Origin of the sequence: Pararhizobium sp. LjRoot235 (assembly GCF_964254145.1) — a bacterium.
GTDB lineage: Bacteria > Pseudomonadota > Alphaproteobacteria > Rhizobiales > Rhizobiaceae > Pararhizobium.
Genome location: NZ_CAXUSP020000001.1, coordinates 3,159,901 through 3,181,431 on the forward strand (window position 1 = coordinate 3,159,901; position 21,531 = coordinate 3,181,431).

The 21,531-nt window shown below is 62.4% G+C and carries 17 protein-coding genes; 4 read left to right on the plus strand and 13 right to left on the minus strand.

Going from position 1 to position 21,531, the window contains the following annotated elements:
* Window positions 1-168: 168 nt before the first annotated feature.
* Entirely contained in the window at window positions 169-681 is a 513-nt protein-coding gene (locus tag ACSQ2Z_RS15470; protein WP_436081996.1) for a superoxide dismutase family protein, read from the minus strand.
* Between the two features lie 151 nt (window positions 682-832).
* On the minus strand, window positions 833-1,564 hold the full coding sequence (locus ACSQ2Z_RS15475; protein WP_436081997.1) for a sulfite exporter TauE/SafE family protein: 732 nt from the start codon (window positions 1,562-1,564) through the stop codon (window positions 833-835).
* Between the two features lie 115 nt (window positions 1,565-1,679).
* On the opposite strand from ACSQ2Z_RS15475, the gene ACSQ2Z_RS15480 reads away from it, so the two are divergent.
* Complete coding sequence (locus tag ACSQ2Z_RS15480; protein WP_436081998.1) at window positions 1,680-1,910, plus strand: hypothetical protein; 231 nt, start codon at window positions 1,680-1,682, stop codon at window positions 1,908-1,910.
* A gap of 9 nt (window positions 1,911-1,919) precedes the next feature.
* Complete coding sequence (locus ACSQ2Z_RS15485; protein ID WP_436081999.1) at window positions 1,920-2,156, plus strand: DUF6434 domain-containing protein; 237 nt, start codon at window positions 1,920-1,922, stop codon at window positions 2,154-2,156.
* On the opposite strand, the gene nadC is transcribed toward ACSQ2Z_RS15485, so the two are convergent.
* The 4 genes from nadC to ACSQ2Z_RS15505 all read right to left on the minus strand — a co-directional run bounded on the left by nadC (window position 2,146) and on the right by ACSQ2Z_RS15505 (window position 7,520).
* Window positions 2,146-3,048, minus strand: coding sequence for a carboxylating nicotinate-nucleotide diphosphorylase (gene nadC / locus ACSQ2Z_RS15490; RefSeq protein WP_436083092.1), 903 nt, complete (start codon window positions 3,046-3,048; stop codon window positions 2,146-2,148). The two genes, ACSQ2Z_RS15485 and nadC, sit on opposite strands and share 11 nt — an antisense overlap.
* 150 nt (window positions 3,049-3,198) lie before the next feature.
* Window positions 3,199-4,797, minus strand: a complete 1,599-nt coding sequence (locus tag ACSQ2Z_RS15495) for an L-aspartate oxidase (protein WP_436082000.1) — start codon at window positions 4,795-4,797, stop codon at window positions 3,199-3,201.
* Between the two features lie 223 nt (window positions 4,798-5,020).
* Window positions 5,021-6,100: a quinolinate synthase NadA gene (gene nadA, locus ACSQ2Z_RS15500; RefSeq protein ID WP_436082001.1), complete on the minus strand. Its 1,080-nt coding sequence runs from the start codon at window positions 6,098-6,100 to the stop codon at window positions 5,021-5,023.
* Between the two features lie 178 nt (window positions 6,101-6,278).
* Window positions 6,279-7,520 carry an MFS transporter gene (locus ACSQ2Z_RS15505; RefSeq protein WP_436082002.1) on the minus strand — a complete coding sequence of 414 codons (1,242 nt, stop codon included), beginning with the start codon at window positions 7,518-7,520 and terminating at the stop codon, window positions 6,279-6,281.
* Window positions 7,521-7,732: 212 nt separating this feature from the next.
* On the opposite strand from ACSQ2Z_RS15505, the gene ACSQ2Z_RS15510 reads away from it, so the two are divergent.
* A complete protein-coding gene (locus ACSQ2Z_RS15510) occupies window positions 7,733-8,725 on the plus strand; it encodes an aldo/keto reductase (protein ID WP_436082003.1) in 993 nt (330 codons plus the stop codon).
* A 19-nt stretch (window positions 8,726-8,744) separates the two neighbouring features.
* On the opposite strand, the gene ACSQ2Z_RS15515 is transcribed toward ACSQ2Z_RS15510, so the two are convergent.
* The 3 genes from ACSQ2Z_RS15515 to ACSQ2Z_RS15525 form a co-directional block, all read right to left on the minus strand.
* Complete coding sequence (locus tag ACSQ2Z_RS15515) at window positions 8,745-9,590, minus strand: MOSC domain-containing protein (RefSeq protein WP_436082004.1); 846 nt, start codon at window positions 9,588-9,590, stop codon at window positions 8,745-8,747.
* 79 nt (window positions 9,591-9,669) lie between these two features.
* Window positions 9,670-10,326, minus strand: coding sequence for an HD domain-containing protein (locus ACSQ2Z_RS15520; protein WP_436082005.1), 657 nt, complete (start codon window positions 10,324-10,326; stop codon window positions 9,670-9,672).
* A gap of 39 nt (window positions 10,327-10,365) precedes the next feature.
* On the minus strand, window positions 10,366-13,218 hold the full coding sequence (locus ACSQ2Z_RS15525) for a DUF2339 domain-containing protein (protein WP_436082006.1): 2,853 nt from the start codon (window positions 13,216-13,218) through the stop codon (window positions 10,366-10,368).
* Between the two features lie 187 nt (window positions 13,219-13,405).
* On the opposite strand from ACSQ2Z_RS15525, the gene ACSQ2Z_RS15530 reads away from it, so the two are divergent.
* Window positions 13,406-15,409 carry a PhoX family protein gene (locus ACSQ2Z_RS15530; protein WP_436082007.1) on the plus strand — a complete coding sequence of 668 codons (2,004 nt, stop codon included), beginning with the start codon at window positions 13,406-13,408 and terminating at the stop codon, window positions 15,407-15,409.
* A gap of 118 nt (window positions 15,410-15,527) precedes the next feature.
* On the opposite strand, the gene recO is transcribed toward ACSQ2Z_RS15530, so the two are convergent.
* From recO to ACSQ2Z_RS15550, 4 genes are all read right to left on the minus strand, one after another.
* Window positions 15,528-16,274 (minus strand): DNA repair protein RecO, encoded by a 747-nt coding sequence (gene recO, locus ACSQ2Z_RS15535; protein ID WP_436082008.1) that lies wholly within the window; start codon window positions 16,272-16,274, stop codon window positions 15,528-15,530.
* Between the two features lie 170 nt (window positions 16,275-16,444).
* Window positions 16,445-18,766, minus strand: coding sequence for a Tex family protein (locus ACSQ2Z_RS15540; RefSeq protein ID WP_436083093.1), 2,322 nt, complete (start codon window positions 18,764-18,766; stop codon window positions 16,445-16,447).
* 131 nt (window positions 18,767-18,897) lie between these two features.
* Window positions 18,898-20,154, minus strand: coding sequence for a class I SAM-dependent methyltransferase (locus ACSQ2Z_RS15545; protein WP_436082009.1), 1,257 nt, complete (start codon window positions 20,152-20,154; stop codon window positions 18,898-18,900).
* Between the two features lie 297 nt (window positions 20,155-20,451).
* Window positions 20,452-21,450, minus strand: coding sequence for a glutathione S-transferase family protein (locus ACSQ2Z_RS15550; RefSeq protein WP_436082010.1), 999 nt, complete (start codon window positions 21,448-21,450; stop codon window positions 20,452-20,454).
* Between the last annotated feature and the right edge of the window lie 81 nt (window positions 21,451-21,531).

The following is a 21,531-nucleotide window of genomic DNA, read 5'->3' on the forward strand; positions in this document are numbered from 1 at the left end:
GGCTTGCACCCATCTTCCACGCCATGTCCCCCACCTATTGCATAATTCCTTAAATCGGAATCGATCTAAGGATAAAATTATCCAGCAGATTTAAAGCGTTACAGCGTCCTTTGCGCGTCATGTCTGACGCTCGGCGCTTTAATGCAGCGAGCCGCAGGAGCGCGATCGCTATTCGATCACGGCGCAGGCCAGGCGTTCGCCGGCATCGCCGGAGGGCTGGCTGCGGTTGTCGTCGGATCGGGCATGGATGATCAGCGCCCGGCCGCGAATGCCGTTTTCGGCATTGTCGAGCACGACCATGCTGTCGAACACCTGCGCACGCAAGACGCCGTCGCTGCCGACATACTGGTTCGGCATGTCACCGGCATGTGGGCCATTGGCAGCGAGGAACCCGTGTTCGGTCTTGCCCGGATTGAAATGCTTGCCGGCCGACTCGTGGCCGTGCGCGGCATCGCATTTGCCGGTTTCATGGACATGGAACGCCACCCATTTGCCCGGCGGCAGGTCGGTCACCTCGACTTCGATGAACACGCCGTTCTTCGCCGCGGTCAGCGTCGCCCTACCCGTCTCCTTGCCATCCTTGCCGATAAAATTGGCGACGGCAGTCTGCGAGGAGGACTGGGCAAGGATGGGGGTAGCGACACAGGCGGCCAGCGCCACCGTCAAGATGAGATACTTCATCTGGATATCCTTCCGGTTGATCGAACGCGTGCGATCAACCCCAACGCATGGACGCCATTGCGGTTCCGGCTGGAAGACGAGAAGTATCCGCTATACGCGATATGGGACAGGAACGGGGTTAAACCGGTTCGGCACGACGCGACGGAAGCGCCTAAAAAAACCTGATGGCCGACGTCACCATGATGACGAGGGCAACGGCGATCATCAACGGCCGTACCGGCAGGCGTTTGACGACCAGTGCCCCGGCTGGCGCCGCAAGAATGCCGCCGAGGATGAGGCCAATTGCCGAGCCGAGATCCGACCAGCCGAGCGTCAGAATGAAGGTAAGCGAGATCGTCAGTGTGACGACGAATTCGGTGAGGCTGGTGGAGCCGATGACCCTCTTGGGCTCGTGGCCGCGTCCGATCAGCGAGGTCGTGACGATCGGCCCCCAGCCGCCACCGCCAGCCGCGTCCAGCGCACCGCCGCCGAAGCCGACGAGCGGTACTGCCCAGTCCTTGACCTCCCGTAGCCAGAGCGGCCGAAACGCCTTGAACAGGATGTAGAGGCCGACGAGCACCAGATAGGCTGAGACAAAGGGTTCGAGCATCTTGCCCTCGACATTGGAGACCCCATAGGCACCCAGGGCCCCGCCGATCATGCCGGCCGGCGTCAGGCGCAGGACGAGCCGCCAATCGATATTGCGATGATAGATGTGAGAGGCGCCGGAAGCCGCGGTGGTGAAGATTTCGGTAATATGGGTCATGGCGCTAGCCGTTGCCGGCAGCACGCCAAAGGCGAGCAGGCTCGTCGTGGAAAGAAGGCCAAAGGCCATCCCCAGCGCACCATCGACGAGTTGCGCAAGAAAACCAATGATAACGAAAACCCAGAAATCCGCCGACACGAACAGTCCTCTAAATTTCGCCACTCCAACCGAGGCAGTTTGCGCCAACTGCCCAGCGTGATAAAAGTTCCCGTCGACAATGCACGCATGTCGACAGGCAGCGAGGTCCGAATCGATGCTGACCATTGTTCTCCTTCTCGCCGGCTCCCTGCTCACAGCGCCAGAGGAACAGCCGAACATTCCCGATTATTTTGACAGCAACGGCGCATCGGACCAGCCGAAGATCACCATATGCAACCTGAACGGCGAGGATGTGAATGGTCCCTTCAAGACCTGCCGCTACGATTGCGGCAAGTCGCTGACGATCGGCGCGCGCCTTGTCTGCCCGTTCGTGCTGCAGCAATAGGGGACGGAGATGAAGGGCGGCTTCGACTGTGCCGACGCGATCAATCGCGATACCGCTGTCACGGCGACGTACCGCAACACCCAGAATGCCCGACGCTTCCTCACGGAGCAGTGCGGCGAAAACTTCGCGTTTGATCGGCCCGTCATGGCCTGGATCAAGAACGGCAGGCGAAGACAATGGGTGATGTTGCGGATGAATGGACGAGACGTGCTGCGGCAAGCGGCTGTGACGCCCTTTAGCCAATGACGACGTCGAGCCCGATGTCCAGCGTCGGCGCCGCCATGGTGATCTTCGAAGTCGAGATGTAATCGACGCCGGTTTCGGCGATGGCGCGGATGGTCTGGAAATTGACGTTGCCGGAAGCCTCCAGCCGGGTACGGCGGGGATCGGCCGCATAGGCATCGGCCGAAAGCTGCCAATGGGCCACATTGACCGCGACGGCTTCGCTCAGCAGGTCCGGTCCCATATTATCGAGCAGAATGACATCGGGGCCGGCGGTCAGGGCTTCGCGCATCTGCTCCAGGCCATCGACCTCCACCTCGATCTTGACCAGATGGCCGCAATAGGCTCGTGCGGCGTTGACGGCGCTGGCGACACCGCCGGAAACGGCGATGTGGTTGTCCTTGATCAGGATCGCATCGTCGAGGCCGTAGCGATGGTTGGAACCGCCGCCAAGCCGGACGGCGTATTTCTCGAGCGCCCGCATGCCCGGAATGGTCTTGCGGGTGCAGCAGACCCTGGCGCGGGTGTGGGCGATCTCGGTGGCGAATGTCGAGGTATAGGTCGCGATACCGCCGAGATGCATGAGGAAATTCAGGGCGACGCGCTCGGCCGACAGAAGCCCGCGCGCGGGGCCGGAGATGCGGGCAAGCACCGTGCCCGGATGAACCCGGTCGCCATCGGCCACCAGCGCGTCGAAGCGAATTGCCGGATCGATCAGCCGGAAGGCCGCGCGGGCCAGTTCCATACCAGCGACGACGCCAGTTTCGCGGGCGTTCATTTCGGCAGTGGCTGTCCTGTCAGGTGCAATCGTCGCATAGGTGGTGATATCGCCGGCGCGACCCAGGTCTTCCAGTAGCGCTGCGCGAACATGCTCCTCGGCCATCAGGGCAGGCAGTTCGGGACGAAGGGCAGTCAGCGTCATGGCAGGTTCCTTTCAAAGTGCTGCGTCGAAGGCTCCAGTTTCTCGCAAAACCGCCCCTCCCATCGTCATCCTCGGGCTTGCCCGGAGGATTCACGCCGGTTGTGTCTGTCAAGGTGACGGAGCAAGATGGCTACGGTGAGAACTCTAAACCACTTCCGTCTCCGCCACGTCCGCGACGATGCGGTCGGCCTCAGCGAGCGTCAGATAGGTGCGGCGCTTCCATTCGGCGCGCCGCTCCGGGCAATCCGAGCGGAAATGGCCGCCGCGGCTCTCGGTGCGCTGGAGGGCGGCAACCGCCATCAGCTTGGCCGTGGTGAGGATGTTGCTGAAACGCAGACGGGTGTTCTGGTGCTCGAGATTGGCGATGGCGCGGATGGCGCGGGTCAGGCTGTCCTTGTTGCGGATGACACCGACATGGTCACTCATGACATGCCGCAGCGCCGTTAGCGGCGGGCTGTCTTCCAGCGTCACCGGATCGTCGTTCTCACCGGCATTGTTGCCCCAGCCGGTGATCTTCGGCTCGGGTAGCATGCCCTTTATGTTTTCGGCGATGCGAGCGGCGAAGACGACGGCCTCCAGCAGCGAGTTGGAGGCAAGGCGGTTGGCGCCGTGGACGCCGGTCGAAGTCACCTCGCCCGCTGCCCACAGCCCGTCGATCGCGGTGCGGCCTTCGGCGTCGGTGAGGACGCCGCCCATATGATAGTGCACGGCCGGGACGACCGGGATCGGCTGGGTCGCCGGGTCGATGCCGGCTGACATGCAGGAGGCGTAGACGGTCGGGAAGGCCTCGGGGAAATGCGCGCCGACAGCCTTCGTGCAGTCGAGGAACGCGCCGCGTTTGGCCAGCACCTCGGCGAAAACGCCGCGCGAAACGATATCGCGTGGCGCAAGTTCACCGTCCGGATGGATGTCGAGCATGAAGCGATGACCGGCGGAATTGATCAGGTGTGCGCCGTCGCCGCGCAGGGCCTCCGTTGCAAGCGGCGCCGGGTCGCGGCCGATATTGATCGCGGTCGGATGGAACTGGACGAATTCCGGATCGGCGATGATCGCGCCGGCACGGGCGGCCATGCCGACGCCCTGCCCGCAGGCTTCGGTCGGGTTGGTCGTGACGGAAAAGAGATGGCCGACACCGCCCGAGCAGAGCACGACGGCGCGGGCGGGGAACGACACGCGCTTCTTCGACTGGCCGGCATCCGGCCGGGCGATGACGCCGGAGATGAAGCGGCCCTGGCGCACCAGTTCCTCGACGACATAACCTTCGAGCACGCGGATCGACGGCGTGTTGCGCACGGCCGCGATAAGAGCCTCCATGATCGCCTTGCCGGCCATGTCGCCCTTGACGCGGACGATGCGGCGCTCGGAGTGCGCGGCCTCGCGCGACAAAACCAGCTTGCCTTCAAGATCGCGGTCGAAAGGCACGCCGTAGCCGAGCAGATCGTGAATGCGCGCCGGGCCTTCGGCGACCATCAGCCGCGTCATCTTCTCATCGACGATGCCGGCACCGGCGTTGAGCGTATCGGCGACATGCTTGTCGATCGTATCGCCGAGACCCATGGCCGCGGCAATGCCCCCTTGCGCCCAGGTGGAAGAGGCGCCGTGGCCGATCGGCGCGGCGGCGAGCACGGTGACAGGACGCGGGCTGAGCTTCAGCGCGCAGAAAAGGCCGGCAAGACCGCCGCCGACAATGACGATATCGTCGATGCCGTTGAAGGATTGCGGGCGGAAATGGTCAGTCAGCATTGCTTCAGGCTCCCACGGTCGCGGACTGATCTCCCCCCTTGAGGGGGAGATGTCACGAAGTGACACAGGGGGGGGCCACGATTGAGGTCGGCACCAGGAACACCCCCCTCTGCCCTGTCGGGCATCTCCCCCTCAAGGGGGGAGATCGCAAACCGGGAGTTCCCGGTTTCAAATCCATTGTCCGCGCTGTTTCGCATTTCGCCCCTCCCGGCGGAACCAAAAATTACTGCTTCAAGTTCACCATCCGCTCGACGGCAAGGCGGGCTCGGTCGGCGATCGCCGGATCGACAAGCACCTCCTCCGTCATGTTGAGCAGGCTGTCGAGAATCTTCGGCAGCGTGATGCGCTTCATGTGCGGACAGAGATTGCATGGCTTGATGAAATCGACGCCCTTGACCTCCGCCTGGATGTTCGACGCCATGGAGCATTCGGTGACGAGCAGCACGCGGGCCGGACGCTTGTCCTTGACATAGTTGATCATGCCCGACGTGGAGCCGGCAAAGTCGCAGACGGCGATGACGTCCGGATGGCATTCAGGGTGCCCAATGATCTCGATCGAGGGATCGGCCTCCTTGTAGGCGAGCAGTTCGGCTGCCGTGAAGCGTTCGTGTACCTCGCAGTGGCCCTTCCAGGTGAGGATCTTCTTCTTCGTCTGCTTGGCGACGTTCATCGCCAGGTATTCATCGGGGATGCAGAGCACAGTGTCGCTCTCGAAGCTTTCGACGACCGCCAGAACGTTGGACGAGGTGCAGCAGATATCGGTCTCGGCCTTCACGTCGGCCGAGGTGTTGACATAGGTCACCACCGGCACGCCGGGATAACGCTCCTTCAACAGCCGGACATCGGCGCCGGTAATCGATTCCGACAGCGAGCAGCCGGCCCTGGCATCCGGGATCAGCACGGTCTTTTCCGGATTGAGCAGCTTGGAGGTCTCGGCCATGAAGTGCACGCCACACTGGATGATGATCTCGGCATCGACCTTGGTGGCGTCGCGGGCAAGCTGCAACGAGTCCCCGACGATATCGGCGACGCAGTGAAAGATATCCGGCGTCTGGTAATTATGGGCGAGGATGACGGCACCGCGCTCCTTCTTCAGCCGGTTGATGGCGTGCACATAGGGCGCATAGACCGGCCACTCGAAGGCGGGAATGAATTGCTTCACGCGCTCGTAGAGTTGGGCCGTTTCGCGGGCGATCTCAGGCGTAAAGGTCAGGTCCGGTTTCTCGATGATGCCAAAACGCTCGGCAGCGGTCTGGAATGCGCCGGAATTCTGTAAGGACGCCTGGGTTTGCGCGATCGTCATCGGACTACTGCTCCTCTCGCCGCCCCTCCGGCGGCAAAACCAATTTTGCTCAACTTGAGCATAACTGGTTCAAAACAAAACCGGCAGTGCCGGTGGACGAGACTTAGAAAGTTTTGTGACAATTTTCAAGAATGCCCTCCCGCTATTTCTGCGGGAGGGCGAAGAATTTGCGGGGGTGTCAGGCGATCGCCGGGCGGGCGACGGGCTTCTCCTCGATCGGCCAATGGACGAAGGCGGCGAAGATGCCGAGCGCCACGCCAAGCCACCAGACCGGATCATAGGAGCCGAAGCGGTCATAGAGATAGCCGCCCATCCAGACGCCGAGGAACGAGCCCACCTGATGCGACAAAAAGACGATGCCGCCGAGCAGGCCGAGATGGCCCGTACCGAACATGATGGCGACGAGACCATTGGTCGGCGGCACGGTCGACAGCCACAAGAGACCCATGACGACAGCAAAAATGATTACCGACGCCGGCGACTGCGGCAAGAGCAGGAAGAGAGCGACAGCGATCGAACGGCCGATATAGATCAGCGACAGGAAATAGGGTTTCGAATAGTGCTGGCCGATGATGCCAGCCGATAGCGAGCCGATGATGTTGAAGAAGCCGATCAGCGCGAGAGCGATCACCGCATAGCGCGCATCGATGCCGATATCGCCGATGTAGGCCGGGAAATGCGCGGTGATGAACGCCACTTGATAGCCGCAGACGAAGAAGCCGGATACGAGCAGCAGGTAGCTCTTGTGGGCGAAAGCCTCCTTCAAGGCCTCGCCGATCGACTGCTTGTAGAGCGCTTCCTTCTGACTGCCGGACGAGGAATTGCCACGCAGCGGGATCGCGAACAGCGGCACAAGCAGCATCAGAAGGCCGAGATAAACGAGACTGTCCGACCAGCCATAGGCGGAGATCAGGCCCTGGCTCAGGGGCGCGAACAGGAACATGCCGGCCGAACCCGCCGCCGTGCCGATGCCGAAGACCATGGAGCGCCGGTGCGGCGTGACGTTGCGGGCGAAGGCCGACAACACCGTGCCGAAGGAGCCGGCACCGACCGCCAGGCCCACCAGCACACCGCCACCGATATGCAAGGTGGCGGGCGAGCCGCCTAGCGACATCAGGACCAGCCCGGCGGCATAGAGAAGCCCGGAGAGGGCCAGCACCCGCCACGTGCCGAACTTGTCGGCAATGGCGCCGAAGAAGGGCTGGCTGAGACCCCAGCAGAGGTTCTGCAGCGCCATGGCAAGGCCGAAGGTGGTTCGGTCCCAGCCGGTATCGGCGAGCATCGGCAACTGGAAAAAGCCCATGGCCGAGCGTGGGCCGAAGGTGAGCAAGGCGACGAGCGACCCGGCGGCAATGATCAGCCAGGGAAGACCGTGGCTGGCGGCGGGTGCGCGCGTCGTGGATTGGGAAATAGCGGACATAAGCGGCTCCCGGTTGTTGAGGCGCCACGCTACCCGCCCTGGAGGCTCCAAAAAAGTGAATTAAAATGACCTTGTGATCAACCAAATTGATAGGTGGCCGGACGATCCTGGCGGCAAGGCGTTTTTCGTTTCTGAAAAACATCCTCCGGTCCTTTGCGTTTCTCGACTGGAGGACGGCTGATAGCTTCGCCGAAAATTACGCGGAGGCGATCATGCTGACAAAAACCAAATCGACGGACATCACCCTCTGGGACGGACGCGCGATCCCGCGGCTCGGCATGGGCTGCTGGGCGATCGGCGGGCCGTTTTATGCCGGCGACGTGCCGCTTGGTTGGGGCGATGTGGACGATGCGGAATCAATCCGGGCGATCCGCCGCGCCATAGATCTGGGTATTTTCTTCTTCGATACGGCATCGAACTACGGTGCCGGCCACTCGGAGGAAGTGCTGGGAGAGGCGCTGGCCGAGCATCCCGACATCGTCGTGGCGACGAAATTCGGCTTTGCGACGGACTATGCAACGAAACAGGCAACCGGCGCCTTCGCCTCGCCGGATTTCATCCGTGCGTCGCTCGAAACCTCCCTCAAGCGGCTGAGGCGCGAGCGGATCGACCTATTGCAATTCCACCTCAACGAATTCGATCCCATCGAAGCCGATGACGTCTTCGATACGCTCGACGCGCTGCGCGCCGAAGGTAAGATCGCGGCCTATGGCTGGAGCACGGATTGGCCGGAACGGGCAGCCCGCTTTGCCAATCGCGAGGGCTTCGTTTCCGTTCAGCACACGATGAATGTGCTCGAACCGGTGCCCGAGATGATCGCGCTCATCGAAAGGGAGAACCTCATCTCCATCAACCGCGGTCCGCTGGCAATGGGCCTCTTGTCCGGCAAATTCAAGCTGGGCGACAGGCTGGCGGCAAACGACGTGCGCAGCGCCGATCTCGACTGGCTGAAATATTTCCGCGATGGCGCCGTCGATGCGGATTTTTCCAGGCGGCTCGATTCGATCCGCGAGCTATTGCGGTCCGACAGGCGGACGCTGACACAGGGCGCGCTTGCCTGGCTTTGGGCACGCTCACCGAACACGCTGCCGATTCCGGGTTTCCGGACGGTTGCGCAAGTGGAGGAGAATGCCGGGGCGCTTGAGAAAGGACCGCTGTCGCCGCCCATCATGGAGACTATCGAACGGGCGCTGAAACGACAGTGATGCCTGAGCCGTTGCCGGATCACGCCCTCACCTTCATCGGCCAGCGCTCTTCACGGACCTTGAGGACCCGCATCTCGTCGCCGAGGCTGAGCGTCCCCTCGCCGCGCGGCACGGCATTCCAGCCGAACAGGACGCCCGGAACGCGGCGGTCGGCCGACATGCGTTTTTCGGCGAGCCCCTGGATCGGGTTGCCGCCGATGCGCTCGCCGGTCGCCTGGTCCTGCGTCGTCATGATGCATCGGGCGCAGGGTTTGACGAGATCGAAGGCGATGCCGCCGATCTCGACGCTTTCCCACAGGTCTTCTTCCCAAGGGTCGTCATTGTCGACGAGGATATTTGTGCGGAAGCGATCCATGCCGACCGGCTCCTGCCCCTTGGCGATCAGCGAGACGTTGAGATCGGCGAGCGAGGCGGTCGTTGTGATCAGCACCTGATAGCCGTCCGCAAAGCTCATCGGGCTCTCAGGCCCCGCCCATTCCGGATTGGCATAGCGGCTGGCGGCGGCATCGATATGGACGAGCTTGACCGGTTGGCCGAACCAGCCGGACAGCGTCGTGTTGACGGCCTCCGTCGCGACTGCGGCGTTGACGTCGCTCGACCAGACGCGCACGTCCATGCGGTTGGCGGGATCGAACGAGGCGGTGACGGCGCTGGCCCCCATCGTCAGGTGAATGCCGCCGCTGACATGCGTCGCCTCGACCTGGGCGAGCGACTGCAATTCGCGCTGGGTGATGAACCGGCCATCCGGATCGACGATCATGAAACGGCGATCGCCGGCAAGGCCGTCCAGTTGGACGGAGACGCGGGTCTGCGCGATGGCACGGCCACTTTTCAGCGGGTGAATGTTGAGCCCGGTCACCTTCATGTCGTATCCCTGCCGCTCAGAGTGTGATTCAAGTCCATCGCAGACTGATTCCGCCGATCGACGTAAATCATTGTCTTTGCTATATTTCCTCGATCAGCATGGCAAGCACCGCGCGCAGCCTCTCCTGCCGCTGGCGGGCAAGCGCGCGGCCCGCGGCCGTCTGGAAGCCGTCCGTCAGCTTGAACAGCTTCGTCTCGAAATGGTCAATGGCATAGGCCTTGTCGTCGAGCGGACGGTCTTCTGCCAGAGGGTCGAGCGGATCGTAGAGCCCGCTTCCCATGCGGCCGGCAATGTAGAAGCAGCGGGCCGCACCGATCATGCCGATGGCATCGAGTCGGTCTGCATCCTGCAGGATTTTCGCTTCCAGACTTTCCGGCGGGAGGTTGGCTGAGAAACTGTGCGTGAGGATGGCATGCGCAACGGCGGTGATCTCTGCGGTGCGCCAGCCGAGTTCGTCGAGCAGTTCGAAGGCCCTTTCGGCGGCGAGGCGCGACGCCTGGGCGCGCACGGGCGAATTCTTCTCGACCGAGACGCAATCATGCAGCAGCACGGCAGCAGCAAGGATGCGCAGGTCGCCGCCTTCGGCCCCATGGATACGCCGGACATTCTTCCACACACGAATCAGATGGGCGGCATCATGCGAGCCATCATCTACGGAAGCGCCGTGCGGCAGAAGCCGTTCGGCGAGAGCTTCATGAGGTGCGAATGCAGCGGCAAGCGAAGACAGGTGACCCATGCGAAAGCCCTCCAAGGGGAGACACGAGAATCGAAGCGATCAGGCTGTTTGGCCCGGTTCCGCGTCGATGTCCACAGGCGTTTTCGGCTCTGGTGGAACCCTGCCGGACAGTATCCGCTGGTAGAACAGGCCGATGCCGATCAACACGCCGCCGAGGCCGATGAACGAGAGCGCCCGCAGGAAGCCTTCCAGATTGGCCATGTCGATCAGGAAGACCTTCAGCACCGCGACGAAGACCAGCACTGCAGAGGCGACACGGATGCTCTTGGCGTTGAAACGCGAACCGAGCGCTAGAAGCAGAACGCCGAGAACGAGCCAGACGACGGAATAGGTATAGGTCTCGCCCTGCAGGAAGCCTTTCCAGTCGGCAATGCTTTCGCCCTGCCAGAAGCGGCGCACGGAAAGCGTGGCCCAGGAAAAGGCGAGGACCGCGCCCGTCACCGCAAGCGCAGTAACATAGGGCATCGGCCGTTTGCCGCGGGCATACCAGGCAAGGCCCCCATAGCCCAGTCCCGGCAACAGATAACCGATCAGCAGCAGGTCGAAGAACGCCACGGAGCCGAGCAGTTCGCCGCTGAAATAGGGATTGAGGCCGAGCAGATGCGCACCAAGGATCGAGAGCATCGACAAGACGCCGGCCGTCATGCTGCCATAGCGGAAGACAGGGCTTGGCGATTTCATGTCGAATGTCATCAGGATGCCGGAGGCGCCGATCGCAAGCAGGGTGTAGATCGACTGTTCTTTGAGTGTCGGCACCGAACTGTCGAGCACGCCGTCGTTCATCGCGTGGCGCACCAGGATGGCGACGGCCAGCAGCGCAAACAGGCTCGCAAGCGCCTGCAGCAGGTTTCGGGCGCGCAGGTCAGGCCAATTCCTGAGTTCAAAGGCTGAAAGGGCGAGAAGCAGCGCCGGAATACCGTAACCGGCGAGCAGCGCGTTGAAAACCGGCGTCGTGCCAAGGCTCTGCGGCCCGACGATGGTCGGTTCCCAGGCGATGCGGGCAAGCACCACAATCGCGGCACCCACCATCATCCAGGGCAACGCCGGCCAAGCGCGCAGACGTGTTGCCGCGACATAGGCACCCCCCAGGGAGGCGATCAGGGTGGTGGTTGCAAGACCTTCCGTCAACGCATGCAGTGCGATGACGAACAGGCCAAGCGATCCGGCGACCACAAACATCTGCGGCAGAGCGATATTTTCCTGCGGCACATCGCGGCGCGGCAGCCATTCGGCAAGACCGAGCAGGACAATGCCCGCGGTAAGCGAAAACAAGCCGTGCGGCAGGTCGAAGCTCAGGTTACCGGTCATCAGCAGCGACATGCCGGTGAGCGCGAATGGCACGATCGCCATGATCGCCGCCCATAGTGTGGCGAGAGGCGGATGATCGATCAGATGCAGACGGTTTGCCAGGGCTCCAAGCGCGATGAAGACAGAGGAGAGCGCCATGCTGGCGAGCATCGCGGTTCGTCCGGATACGGCAATCGTTGCAATGGCCCCAGGAAAAGCTGGATCGATGAAGATCAGGAGGCCGCTCAGCGCCGTGATGCTCCAGAGGCCCGCGATCGCGATAAAGGCGGCCAACAAGGCGGGATACACTGCATAGCCGCGCAGAGCGCCCAGCCCCGCTAGCGCAGAAACGACCACACAGAACACCGCGACCGGATAATCGGACGCGGCAGCGATTGGGCTGATCATGGCGAGCGCGGTCAAAAGCGTGGAGATGCCGGTCGTGACCGTAATAGCGGCCAACGGTGGCGCCATCACATGGTCCCACGACGTGCGCGGCAGCGCCGATCGTTGACCACCCACCGCCCCCGGCAGATCGGCGGCAGCAGCGTCAGCGATGCGTCCCGGCCAGATGAACCCGACCCCGGCGATCATCACCAGCATGACCAGTGTCACCGGCAGCGTCTCGAACGGCGTTGCCGAGGCGATATAGGCGAGCGCCCAGAGGCAAAGGCCGATATTGGCGAGCGAGGGAACGATCGCCCAGCGGCGAATACGGGCCGCAAGTAGCGTCGCGCTCCAGGCGATGGCAAGGAAGCCGAACAGGCTCCAGGGGCTGGGGCTTTCGGACGACACCAGTGCCGGGGTGACGAGCGAGGCGAGAAGGCCGAGCCCGGCAAGTGCCTGGCCATGCAGCAGGGAAAGGCCGACCGTCGCGAGCGACACCAGTGCCAGCAGCGCGAAGGCAGCGGCCGGGCCGATGAAGCCGTAGATGCCGTGCGCGGCATAGCAGACGCCGAACAGGGTCACCGCGCCCGCTGCCGTCAGGATGCCGGGGATCATCGCATTCTGGAACGTGTCGGCGACCAGCGGCACGGCGCGGCGGCGGACCAGTTCCCCGATCCCCATCAGCAGGAGACCGAAGATGGCCGCCATGAGCAGCCGCACCGCGGGGCTGAGCAAACCCGCGTCGATCGAATATTTGACCATGAAGACGCCGCCAAGCGCCAGCGCGATGCCGCCGACCCAAACGGCCCAGCGCGCGCCGAGGCGGCTTTCCAGGCTTTCCTTCGGCCGCGGTGCGACCGCGTCGATCACGGACGCTGGTGCGGATCTCGCCGCCACCGGCTCACCGCGCGAGGCCTTTTCGACGATATCCTGGCTGGGCGGCGGCCCGCCGAAGATCGCGTCGCCCTTGCTGATTTCGGCGAGGCGCTTCCGCTCGACGGTTGCGGTCCGAACCGCTTGCTGGGATTCCGCCGGTTCGGATTGCGCGGCGCGCTCCGTCCCCGCAGCGGCTGAAAGAGCGGGCCGCAGTTCCTCGATCCGTTTCAACTCTTCCTTGAGTGCCGCAATCTCCGTCTCCAGCCGCTCGGCTGTCTTGCGTCCGTTGAGAAGCGCCGCCAACGCGATGCCAAAGGCAACGAAAGCAATGACTTCGATCATGTTTTCTCCTCCGGCCGGGGTGTGGCGCAGCGGCACCGAGCATACAGCTTTTCACCCGCAGTCAAAATCCAACACGGTTGAAGAAAGCAATCTCTTCGCCAGATTGTCGCGAACCTGTCATTGTCCAGCGGCTATGCATGTTTCGATGCGTCTCTGCGCAGTTTCCGGACCAAGAGGAGAATGAACGATGGATCATGTTGCTGCCCCCACAACCGCGCCCGAAATCGAGACGCTGACCGACCGGCGCGAAGCGCTCGAAGATATCGGCCAGAACTGTTCCACCAACCCGACGATGGGCGACATCATCAACCGCCGCTTTTCGCGCCGGTCGTTCATGGCCGGTTCGCTTGCCGTGGCGGCGATCTCTACCACCGTCAGCCCGCTCGCGATCCTGACGGCAGAGGATGCACGCGCCAACGGCCGCCTGTCCGGTTTCGATTTCACCGAGATCGAGGCCGGCGTCGATGAAACCCATCACGTCGCCGAAGGCTATGACGCCGATATCCTCCTGCGCTGGGGCGACAAGCTGTTTGCCGACAGCCCGGATTTCGATCCGCTGAACCAGACGGCCGCGGCGCAGGAAAAGCTGTTCGGCTACAACAATGACTATGTCGGCTTCATTCCGCTCGAGGGCAATCCCGATCACGGCCTGCTCGTCGTCAACCACGAATATACCAATGCCGAAATCATGTTTCCGAAGTTCACGTCCATCGTGAAGGAAACGAAGGATGGCAAGGAAGTCGAGAAGGTCCAACTCGGCGAATACACCAAAGAGCTGGTCGATATCGAAATGGCCGCGCATGGCGGCACGATCGTCGAAATCCGCAAGGTCGATGGCAAATGGCAGCCGGTGCTCGACGGCAAGTACAATCGCCGCATCACCGCCACGACCGAAATGCACCTTTCCGGCCCGGTTGCCGGTCACGAGCGGGCGAAGACGCCGTCCGACCCGACCGGCAAACAGGTCTTCGGCACGATCAACAACTGCGCCGGCGGCGTCACCGCATGGGGCACGTATCTGATGTCGGAAGAGAACTTCAATGGCTATTTCGGCGGCGAGATCGCCGAGGACCATCCGGAATTCAAGCAGCTGAAGCGCCTCGGTGCTCCGGGCGGCAGTTATGAGTGGTCGAAGTTCTACGAACGTTTTGACGTTTCAAAGGAGCCGACCGAAGCCAACCGCTTCGGCTGGATCGTCGAAGTCGACGTCATGGACCCGAATTCGCTGCCGAAGAAGCGCACCGCGATCGGCCGCTTTAAGCATGAGGGCTGCGAATCGATCGTCAACAAGGATGGTCGCGTCGTGCTCTATTCCGGCGACGACGAGCGTTTCGACTATGTCTACAAGTTCGTGACCAAGGCTGCCTTCAATCCGAACGATCGCGCCGCCAACATGGACATTCTCGACGAGGGCACCCTCTATGTCGCCAAGTTCGATGCCGACGGCACCGTCGAGTGGATGCCGCTCATCCATGGCGAAGGTCCGCTGACCGAAGCGAACGGCTTTGCCTCGCAGGCCGACGTTCTGATCAACACGCGTCTTGCCTCCGACGCGCTCGGCGCCACCAAGATGGACCGGCCGGAAGATATCCAGCCTAACCCGAAGACCGGCAAGGTCTATGTGATGCTGACCAACAATACCAAGCGCAAGGACGACCAGATCGACGCTGCCAACCCGCGCGCCAAAAACGCCTTCGGTCACATCGTCGAGATCACCGAGACCGACGGTGACTATACCTCGACCAAATCGAAGTGGGACGTTCTCCTGAAATGCGGCGATCCTTCGGTGGCCGAGGTCGGCGCCTCCTTCTCGACAGCGACGACGAAGAACGGCTGGTTCGGCATGCCGGACAACTGCGCCATCGACGCCGACGGCCGCCTCTGGGTCGCAACCGACGGCAACAATGAGAAGGACACGGGCCGCACCGATGGCATCTGGGCCGTCGATACCGAGGGCGATGCCCGAGGCACGTCGAAGCTGTTCTTCCGTGTGCCGGTCGGCGCCGAAATGTGCGGACCGAGCTTCAACCCGACGTCAGACACGTTCTTCGTCGCGGTCCAGCATCCGGGTGACGCGGGTCTTGCAACCTTTGAAAATCCCGCCACACGCTGGCCGGACTTCAAAGACGACATGCCGGTGCGCCCGGCCGTGATCGCCATCACCAAACAGGGCGGCGGCAAGATCGGCTGATACTTTCCTGAAGGGAGAAATGGCGCTGCATTCGCGGCGCCATTTTTCGTTGTTGCGCAGCCGCAGGGGACGATCCTGCCTTCGCAGAACACCTTGCCCATGCCGGTCCGGGGATTCCTTATGAGCGCGCGACGGTATCTTGAGGCTTCAGCGCCTTCAGGGCGGCCTGGACGAAACCGTCACGCGCCGTCGAGAGGGCAATGCCACGCGGCTCATAGACATGGCGATGAAGAAAAAAGGCCGTCATGCGGAAGGCCGCCAGCAGGCTGTCGTAGTCGGCGGCTCCACCTTCGGTCAGAAAAGCAGGCAGCGCCAGCATCCTGTCGGCATAGGGGGCGCCCGCCGTGCGGCTAACGGCGCGGCCGGATTTCGGAGAAACATAGATCAGATCGGAGCGCTCACCGGTTGCAACACATTCCGCCAGATCAAGCCCGAAGCCGAGATCATTGAGCACGGCGATCTCGAAGCGCACGAACAATTCGCCGGCATCGCGCGGATCGTGAAGATTTTCGAGGATGACATCAAGCGCTTCATAGAGATGCGGATGCGGATCACGTTCCGGGAGAAGCCTCAGAAGCGCCCCCATGGCCTGGACGCCGTAGACCGATGTCGCCGCCTCCATCAGGCGTGCCGCACGCAGGCGCACCGGCTCGACGCGGAATTCACCGAGATGCTCATCGAGCCGCGCCCGCCAGACGACCTCGACCTCGTTTCCGGGCTGCAAGACCGGCTGCATCGTCCGCGAACGGCCGCCACGCACGAGCCCAAGATGACGCCCGTGCGCACGGGTCATGAGCTCGGCAATGACGGAGGTTTCGCCATGCCGCTTGACGCCGATGATGATGGCCTGATCGCTCCACTGCATGGAACTGTTCTACCCTTGGCGACCGATGAAGACAACGGCGAGACGCTTCTGGCTTTAGAACAAGCACGTTTGCGCGGCATAAAAATGGAGCTTCAAACGCCCGACTTTCCGCCGCAGTTGCACGAAGTGCCACGTTGTGCACGCTATCCCGGGCGGTGAACGTCGGACCGCTATTTCCGCTTCATCGCCTCGGCCAGGGCCGCCCCGAAGGCGCCCTGCGACGGGGCCTGCGGCTTCGGCTGTGGCGCGCGAGCCTGGTTCTGGCGGCTCTGATGGGCCGCCTTTGCGTCGCCCCTCGCCTCGTGCCCGCCTTGCTCTGCGCCGCCATCCTTACGCATGGTAAGCCCGATGCGCTTGCGCGGGACATCGACCTCTGTGACGCGCACCTTGACGACATCGCCGGCTTTCACCACCTCATGCGGGTCCTTGACGAAGCGATCGGCGAGCTGGGAGACGTGGACGAGCCCGTCCTGGTGTACGCCGATGTCGACGAAGGCGCCGAAGGCCGCGACGTTGGTGACGGTGCCTTCGAGCAGCATGCCGGGCTTCAGGTCCTTGATGTCGTCGATACCATCGGCGAAGGTCGCCGTCTTGAAGCTCGGGCGCGGGTCGCGGCCGGGCTTTTCGAGTTCGGCAAGAATGTCCTTGACCGTTGGCAGGCCGAACCGCTCATCGACGAAGGTGCGCGGATCGAGACTTTTCAGGATGGCGCTGTCGCCCATGATGGCGCGCACGTCGCGGCCGCAGGCGGCGACGATCTTCTTCGCCACGCCGTAGGCTTCCGGATGCACGGAAGATGCATCCAGCGGCTCCTTGCCGTTCGGGATGCGCAGGAAGCCGGCGCATTGCTCGAAGGTGCGGGCGCCGAGCCGCGGCACCTTCATCAGTTGCTTGCGGCTTTCGAAGGGGCCCGTCGCATCGCGATGGGCAACAATCGCCTCGGCGGACGATTTTCCAAGTCCGGAAACACGGGCGAGCAGCGGCGCCGACGCAGTGTTGAGATCAACCCCGACGGCGTTCACCGCGTCTTCGACGACGGCGTCGAGCGAGCGGTTGAGACGGCCCTGGTCGACATCGTGCTGGTATTGGCCGACGCCGATCGATTTCGGCTCGATCTTGACCAGTTCTGCCAGTGGATCCTGCAGACGGCGGGCAATAGAGACGGCACCGCGCAGGGATACGTCGAGGCCGGGGAATTCGTCAGCCGCCGTTTGCGAGGCGGAATAGACCGAGGCGCCGGCTTCCGAGACGATCACCTTGGTGGGCTTCGGTCCGGCCGGCAGGTGGCCCAGCATGTCGGCGACGAGGCGTTCCGTCTCGCGGCTGCCTGTGCCGTTGCCGATGGCGATCAGTTCTATCTTATGTTTGCGAACGAGGCTTGCAAGTTCGGCCTGCGTGCCGCGAATGTCATTCTTCGGTGGGAACGGATAGACCGTGGTCGTCTCAAGCAGCTTGCCGGTGCCGTCGACGACCGCGACCTTGACGCCGGTGCGAATGCCGGGATCGAGCCCCATCGTCGCGCGTGAGCCGGCGGGAGCGGCCAGAAGCAGGTCCTTCAGATTGCGCGCGAAAACATGGATCGCCTCTTCTTCAGCCCGTTCACGCATTTCGCGCATCAGATCGAGCGTCAGCGACATCGACAGCTTGACGCGCCAGGTCCAGCCGATCACCTCCATCAGCCATTTGTCGGCCGGCAGCGTGCCGCCAACGTTGTAGACGGCGGCGATGGTGCGCTCGACCGGCTTGACCGGCGACGTGTCGTCCTGATCGACGACGATATCGACGGAGAGAAACTCCTCGTTCCAACCGCGCAACATGGCAAGTGCCCGGTGGCCAGCGACGGTTGCCCAGCGTTCGGAATGGTCGAAATAGTCGGAGAATTTGGCGCCGGCCTCCTGCTTGCCGTCGACCACCTTGGCGCGCAGGAATGCGACCTGCCGCATATGAGCGCGCAGCCGCCCGAGCAGGTCGGCATTCTCGGTGATGCCCTCGGCAATGATGTCGCGGGCGCCATCGAGCGCTGTCTTGACGTCCGGCACCTCCGCCGTGATGAAGGCCGTTGCGCGGTCTGCCGGCGCGATGGAGCGGTCGAGAAGAGTGGCCTCGGCCAAGGGCGCCAGTCCGCGCTCACGGGCGATTTCCGCCTTGGTTCGCCGCTTCGGCTTGTAGGGCAGATAGATATCTTCCAGTTCCGCCTTCGTGGCGACGGCGGCGATCTTGGCTTCCAGCTCCTCCGTCAGCTTCTCCTGACTGCGGATCGAATCGAGGATCGAGACCCGGCGGGCTTCCAGTTCGCGCAGATAGACGAGACGTTCGGCCAGATCGCGCAACTGCGTGTCGTCCAGACCGCCGGTCACTTCCTTGCGATAGCGCGCGATGAAGGGAACGGTGGCGCCCTCGTCAAGCAACTCGATGGCTGCAATCACCTGCGCAGGCGTCGCCTTGATTTCCTGGGCGATGAGGACCGCAATGGGCTTTGAAGGCAGGGGCATGGCATTCCGTGTCTTGATGATGATGATGATGATGTGGCAGGCACCATAGAGGCACATGCCATCAAGGCCAAGTGCTCCACCGGTTAATGAGCGTCCACAGAAGGATCATGCCGTCCTTGCCAGCAGTCGACTCAGAACTCGACCGGCTCCAGCGGCGGGCGAGTCTTTTCGAATTCCCGCAGCGCCGCCTCGCGCTCGCCAATGTAGTTTCGAGTATAAGGCACGGCATCCTGCTCACGCGAAAGCTGGATCTGGAAGATCAACAGCTTGTCGTAAAGAAACGCGGTCTCGGACGCCGCAAGATAGAACTCCCACATGCGGAAGAAGCGCTCGTCATAAAGCCGGATCGCTTCCTCCTTGCGCGCCGTGAAGCGGTCGCGCCAGGCCCGCAGCGTGTGGGCATAATGCATCGGCAGGATCTCGATGTCCCTGATCATCAGCCGCGCCTTTTCGATCGCCGGCAAGACTTCCGTCAGCGCCGGCATGTAGCCGCCGGGAAAGATGTATTTCTCGATCCAGGGATTGGTCGCCCAGGGCTTTTCCGCCTGGCCGATCGAATGCAGCAGCATCACACCCTTAGGGGCAAGCAGGTCTGCCATCTTGTTGAAGAAATTGCCGTAATTGGCCATGCCGACATGCTCGAACATGCCGACGGAGACGATGCGGTCGAACCTTTGGTTCGCCATGGTCATGTAGTCCTGCAGTTCGAAACGAACCCGCCCCGCAAGCCCGCGCTTTGCCGCTCGCCCGCGGGAGACCTTCAATTGCTCTTCGCTGAGCGTAATGCCGGTAACTTCAACGTCCGAGGATTCGGCAAGGTACATCCCCATGCCGCCCCAGCCCGAGCCCACATCCAGCACGCTTTGGCCGGGCTCCAGCAGCAGCTTTGCCGCGATGTGGCGCTTCTTCGCCGTCTGCGCCTCATCGAGGCTGATGCCGGGCGGATCGAAATAGGCGCAGGAGTATTGCCAGTCGCTATCGAGAAACAGATCGAACAGCTTGCCATCGAGATCGTAGTGATGGGCGACATTGGGCTTGTTGCGATTGACCGGCAGACGGCTTTTGATCTGCTGCTCGGCAACGTGCAGAAGGGCGGTGACGGTGTTGCTGACGGTCGCCGCCCGTTCGAGGCCATTGGCCTTCATCATCGAAATGACATCGAAAATGTTGCCCTCATCGATGACGAGGCGCCCGTCGACATACATCTCTCCGAATTTCAGGCCCGGATCGCGCAAGATCGCCTTTTCCGCGTCTTCATCGAGCGTCCGGAGCGCAACGGGCTGACCGGAGCCGTCCCCCAGGACAGCCTGTTCTCCAGACGAGAGGGCAATGCGCAGATTGCCTTTTTGAACCAGCCGGCGAAGTAGTTTCAGAAATGTTGTGCTCATTCCAGACCTCAGCCACAGCCCATCGGATCGTTCCGCTGGATACCCGCGCGGCTGCCGGTCTCGACATGTCGCCGGAAAATCCGGTGACGGGAAAGCCGGAGCTGGAACGCCAGGGGCCGCCAAAACCAAGCCTTGCTGGAAGAACAGTGATACCGCCAGTCGGCATGCCGGGCAGATCGTCTTGGCGCTCCCGATCGGGAACCATCAGAACGGGTATTAAACTAGCGCGATTTCGCTTTTCCGCAATGGCCTTCGGCTGGGCCCTCAAGATTTATTTGCTTGGTAAAATTAGCAAAATCAAAGGGTAACTACGCCCCGCCCGTCGAGACGTGCCCTGTCGTGCGGCCGGTCGAGGTCCAGCGCAGGGCCGACGGGGACAATTCGCGTCGGGTTGATATGAGCGATGGAATAATAACCGCGCTTGATGTGATCGATCCGCACGGTCGCGCGGATGCCCGGCCACTGGTAGATCTCGCGCAGATAGTGCGACAGGCTAGGATAATCCTCCAGCCGCCGCAGATTGCATTTGAAGGCGCCGTGATAGGCGGCATCGAAGCGGATCAGCGTCACGAACAGCCGGATGTCGGCCTCGGTGAAGTGAGTTCCGGCGATGTAGCGGTGTTGCGACAGGTGCGCTTCGAGCGTATCGAGCATGTCAAAGAGGCTGGTCACGGCCTCGTCGTAGGCATGTTGCGTTTTGGCAAAACCAGCCCGGTAGACGCCGTTGTTGACGTTCTCATAGATCGGCGCGTTCCAGCGGTCGATCTCCGGGCGCAGCGTCTCAGGGTAGAAATCAAGCCTGTTGCCCGTCAGATGATTGAAGGCCGTGTTGAGGATGCGAATGATATCGGCGGATTCGTTGTTGACGATGCGGCCTTCCCTTCGGTCCCAGAGCACCGGGACGGAGACCTTGCCGGTATAATGCGGGTCGGATGCCGTGTAGAGCTCGTGCTGATAACGGATCTTCCCGATGCGCGGGCCGGCATCCTGCGGCTCGGCATAGGTCCAGCCGTTTTCGCCCAGTTCCGGTTGAGCGATGGAAACGGAGATAATGTCCTGCAGGCCCTTCAGATTGCGCATCATCAGCGTGCGGGACGCCCAGGGGCAGGTGAAGGCGACGAATAGCTGATAGCGTCCGGCCTCAGTGGGAAGTGCCGCCTGGCCATCCGGCCCCGGTGTGCCATCTGGGGTGATCCAGTTGTGGAAGCTGGTACGTTCGCGATGAAAGACACCATCCTTCATCTCGCTGGCGGCGACATCGCCCTTTTCCCATTTTCCATCGACCAGTTGCGGCATCGTGTCCATCCCATTCAAACCCGAAACGCAGAGCGCTTCATTTTGTTCGGAAATCCCATGGACCTTCGGGAACGGCAAGAC

Coding starts and splice junctions, on each gene's coding strand:
- ACSQ2Z_RS15530 (WP_436082007.1), top strand. CDS start 13,406: ATGGATCATGTTGCTGCCCCCACAACCGCGCCCGAAATCGAGACGCTG.
- nadA (WP_436082001.1), bottom strand. CDS start 6,100: ATGACGATCGCGCAAACCCAGGCGTCCTTACAGAATTCCGGCGCATTC.
- ACSQ2Z_RS15525 (WP_436082006.1), bottom strand. CDS start 13,218: ATGATCGAAGTCATTGCTTTCGTTGCCTTTGGCATCGCGTTGGCGGCG.
- ACSQ2Z_RS15470 (WP_436081996.1), bottom strand. CDS start 681: ATGAAGTATCTCATCTTGACGGTGGCGCTGGCCGCCTGTGTCGCTACC.
- ACSQ2Z_RS15520 (WP_436082005.1), bottom strand. CDS start 10,326: ATGGGTCACCTGTCTTCGCTTGCCGCTGCATTCGCACCTCATGAAGCT.
- ACSQ2Z_RS15550 (WP_436082010.1), bottom strand. CDS start 21,450: ATGCCGCAACTGGTCGATGGAAAATGGGAAAAGGGCGATGTCGCCGCC.
- ACSQ2Z_RS15495 (WP_436082000.1), bottom strand. CDS start 4,797: ATGCTGACTGACCATTTCCGCCCGCAATCCTTCAACGGCATCGACGAT.
- ACSQ2Z_RS15540 (WP_436083093.1), bottom strand. CDS start 18,766: ATGCCCCTGCCTTCAAAGCCCATTGCGGTCCTCATCGCCCAGGAAATC.
- ACSQ2Z_RS15485 (WP_436081999.1), top strand. CDS start 1,920: ATGAAGGGCGGCTTCGACTGTGCCGACGCGATCAATCGCGATACCGCT.
- recO (WP_436082008.1), bottom strand. CDS start 16,274: ATGCAGTGGAGCGATCAGGCCATCATCATCGGCGTCAAGCGGCATGGC.
- ACSQ2Z_RS15515 (WP_436082004.1), bottom strand. CDS start 9,590: ATGAAGGTGACCGGGCTCAACATTCACCCGCTGAAAAGTGGCCGTGCC.
- ACSQ2Z_RS15480 (WP_436081998.1), top strand. CDS start 1,680: ATGCTGACCATTGTTCTCCTTCTCGCCGGCTCCCTGCTCACAGCGCCA.
- ACSQ2Z_RS15505 (WP_436082002.1), bottom strand. CDS start 7,520: ATGTCCGCTATTTCCCAATCCACGACGCGCGCACCCGCCGCCAGCCAC.
- ACSQ2Z_RS15545 (WP_436082009.1), bottom strand. CDS start 20,154: ATGAGCACAACATTTCTGAAACTACTTCGCCGGCTGGTTCAAAAAGGC.
- ACSQ2Z_RS15510 (WP_436082003.1), top strand. CDS start 7,733: ATGCTGACAAAAACCAAATCGACGGACATCACCCTCTGGGACGGACGC.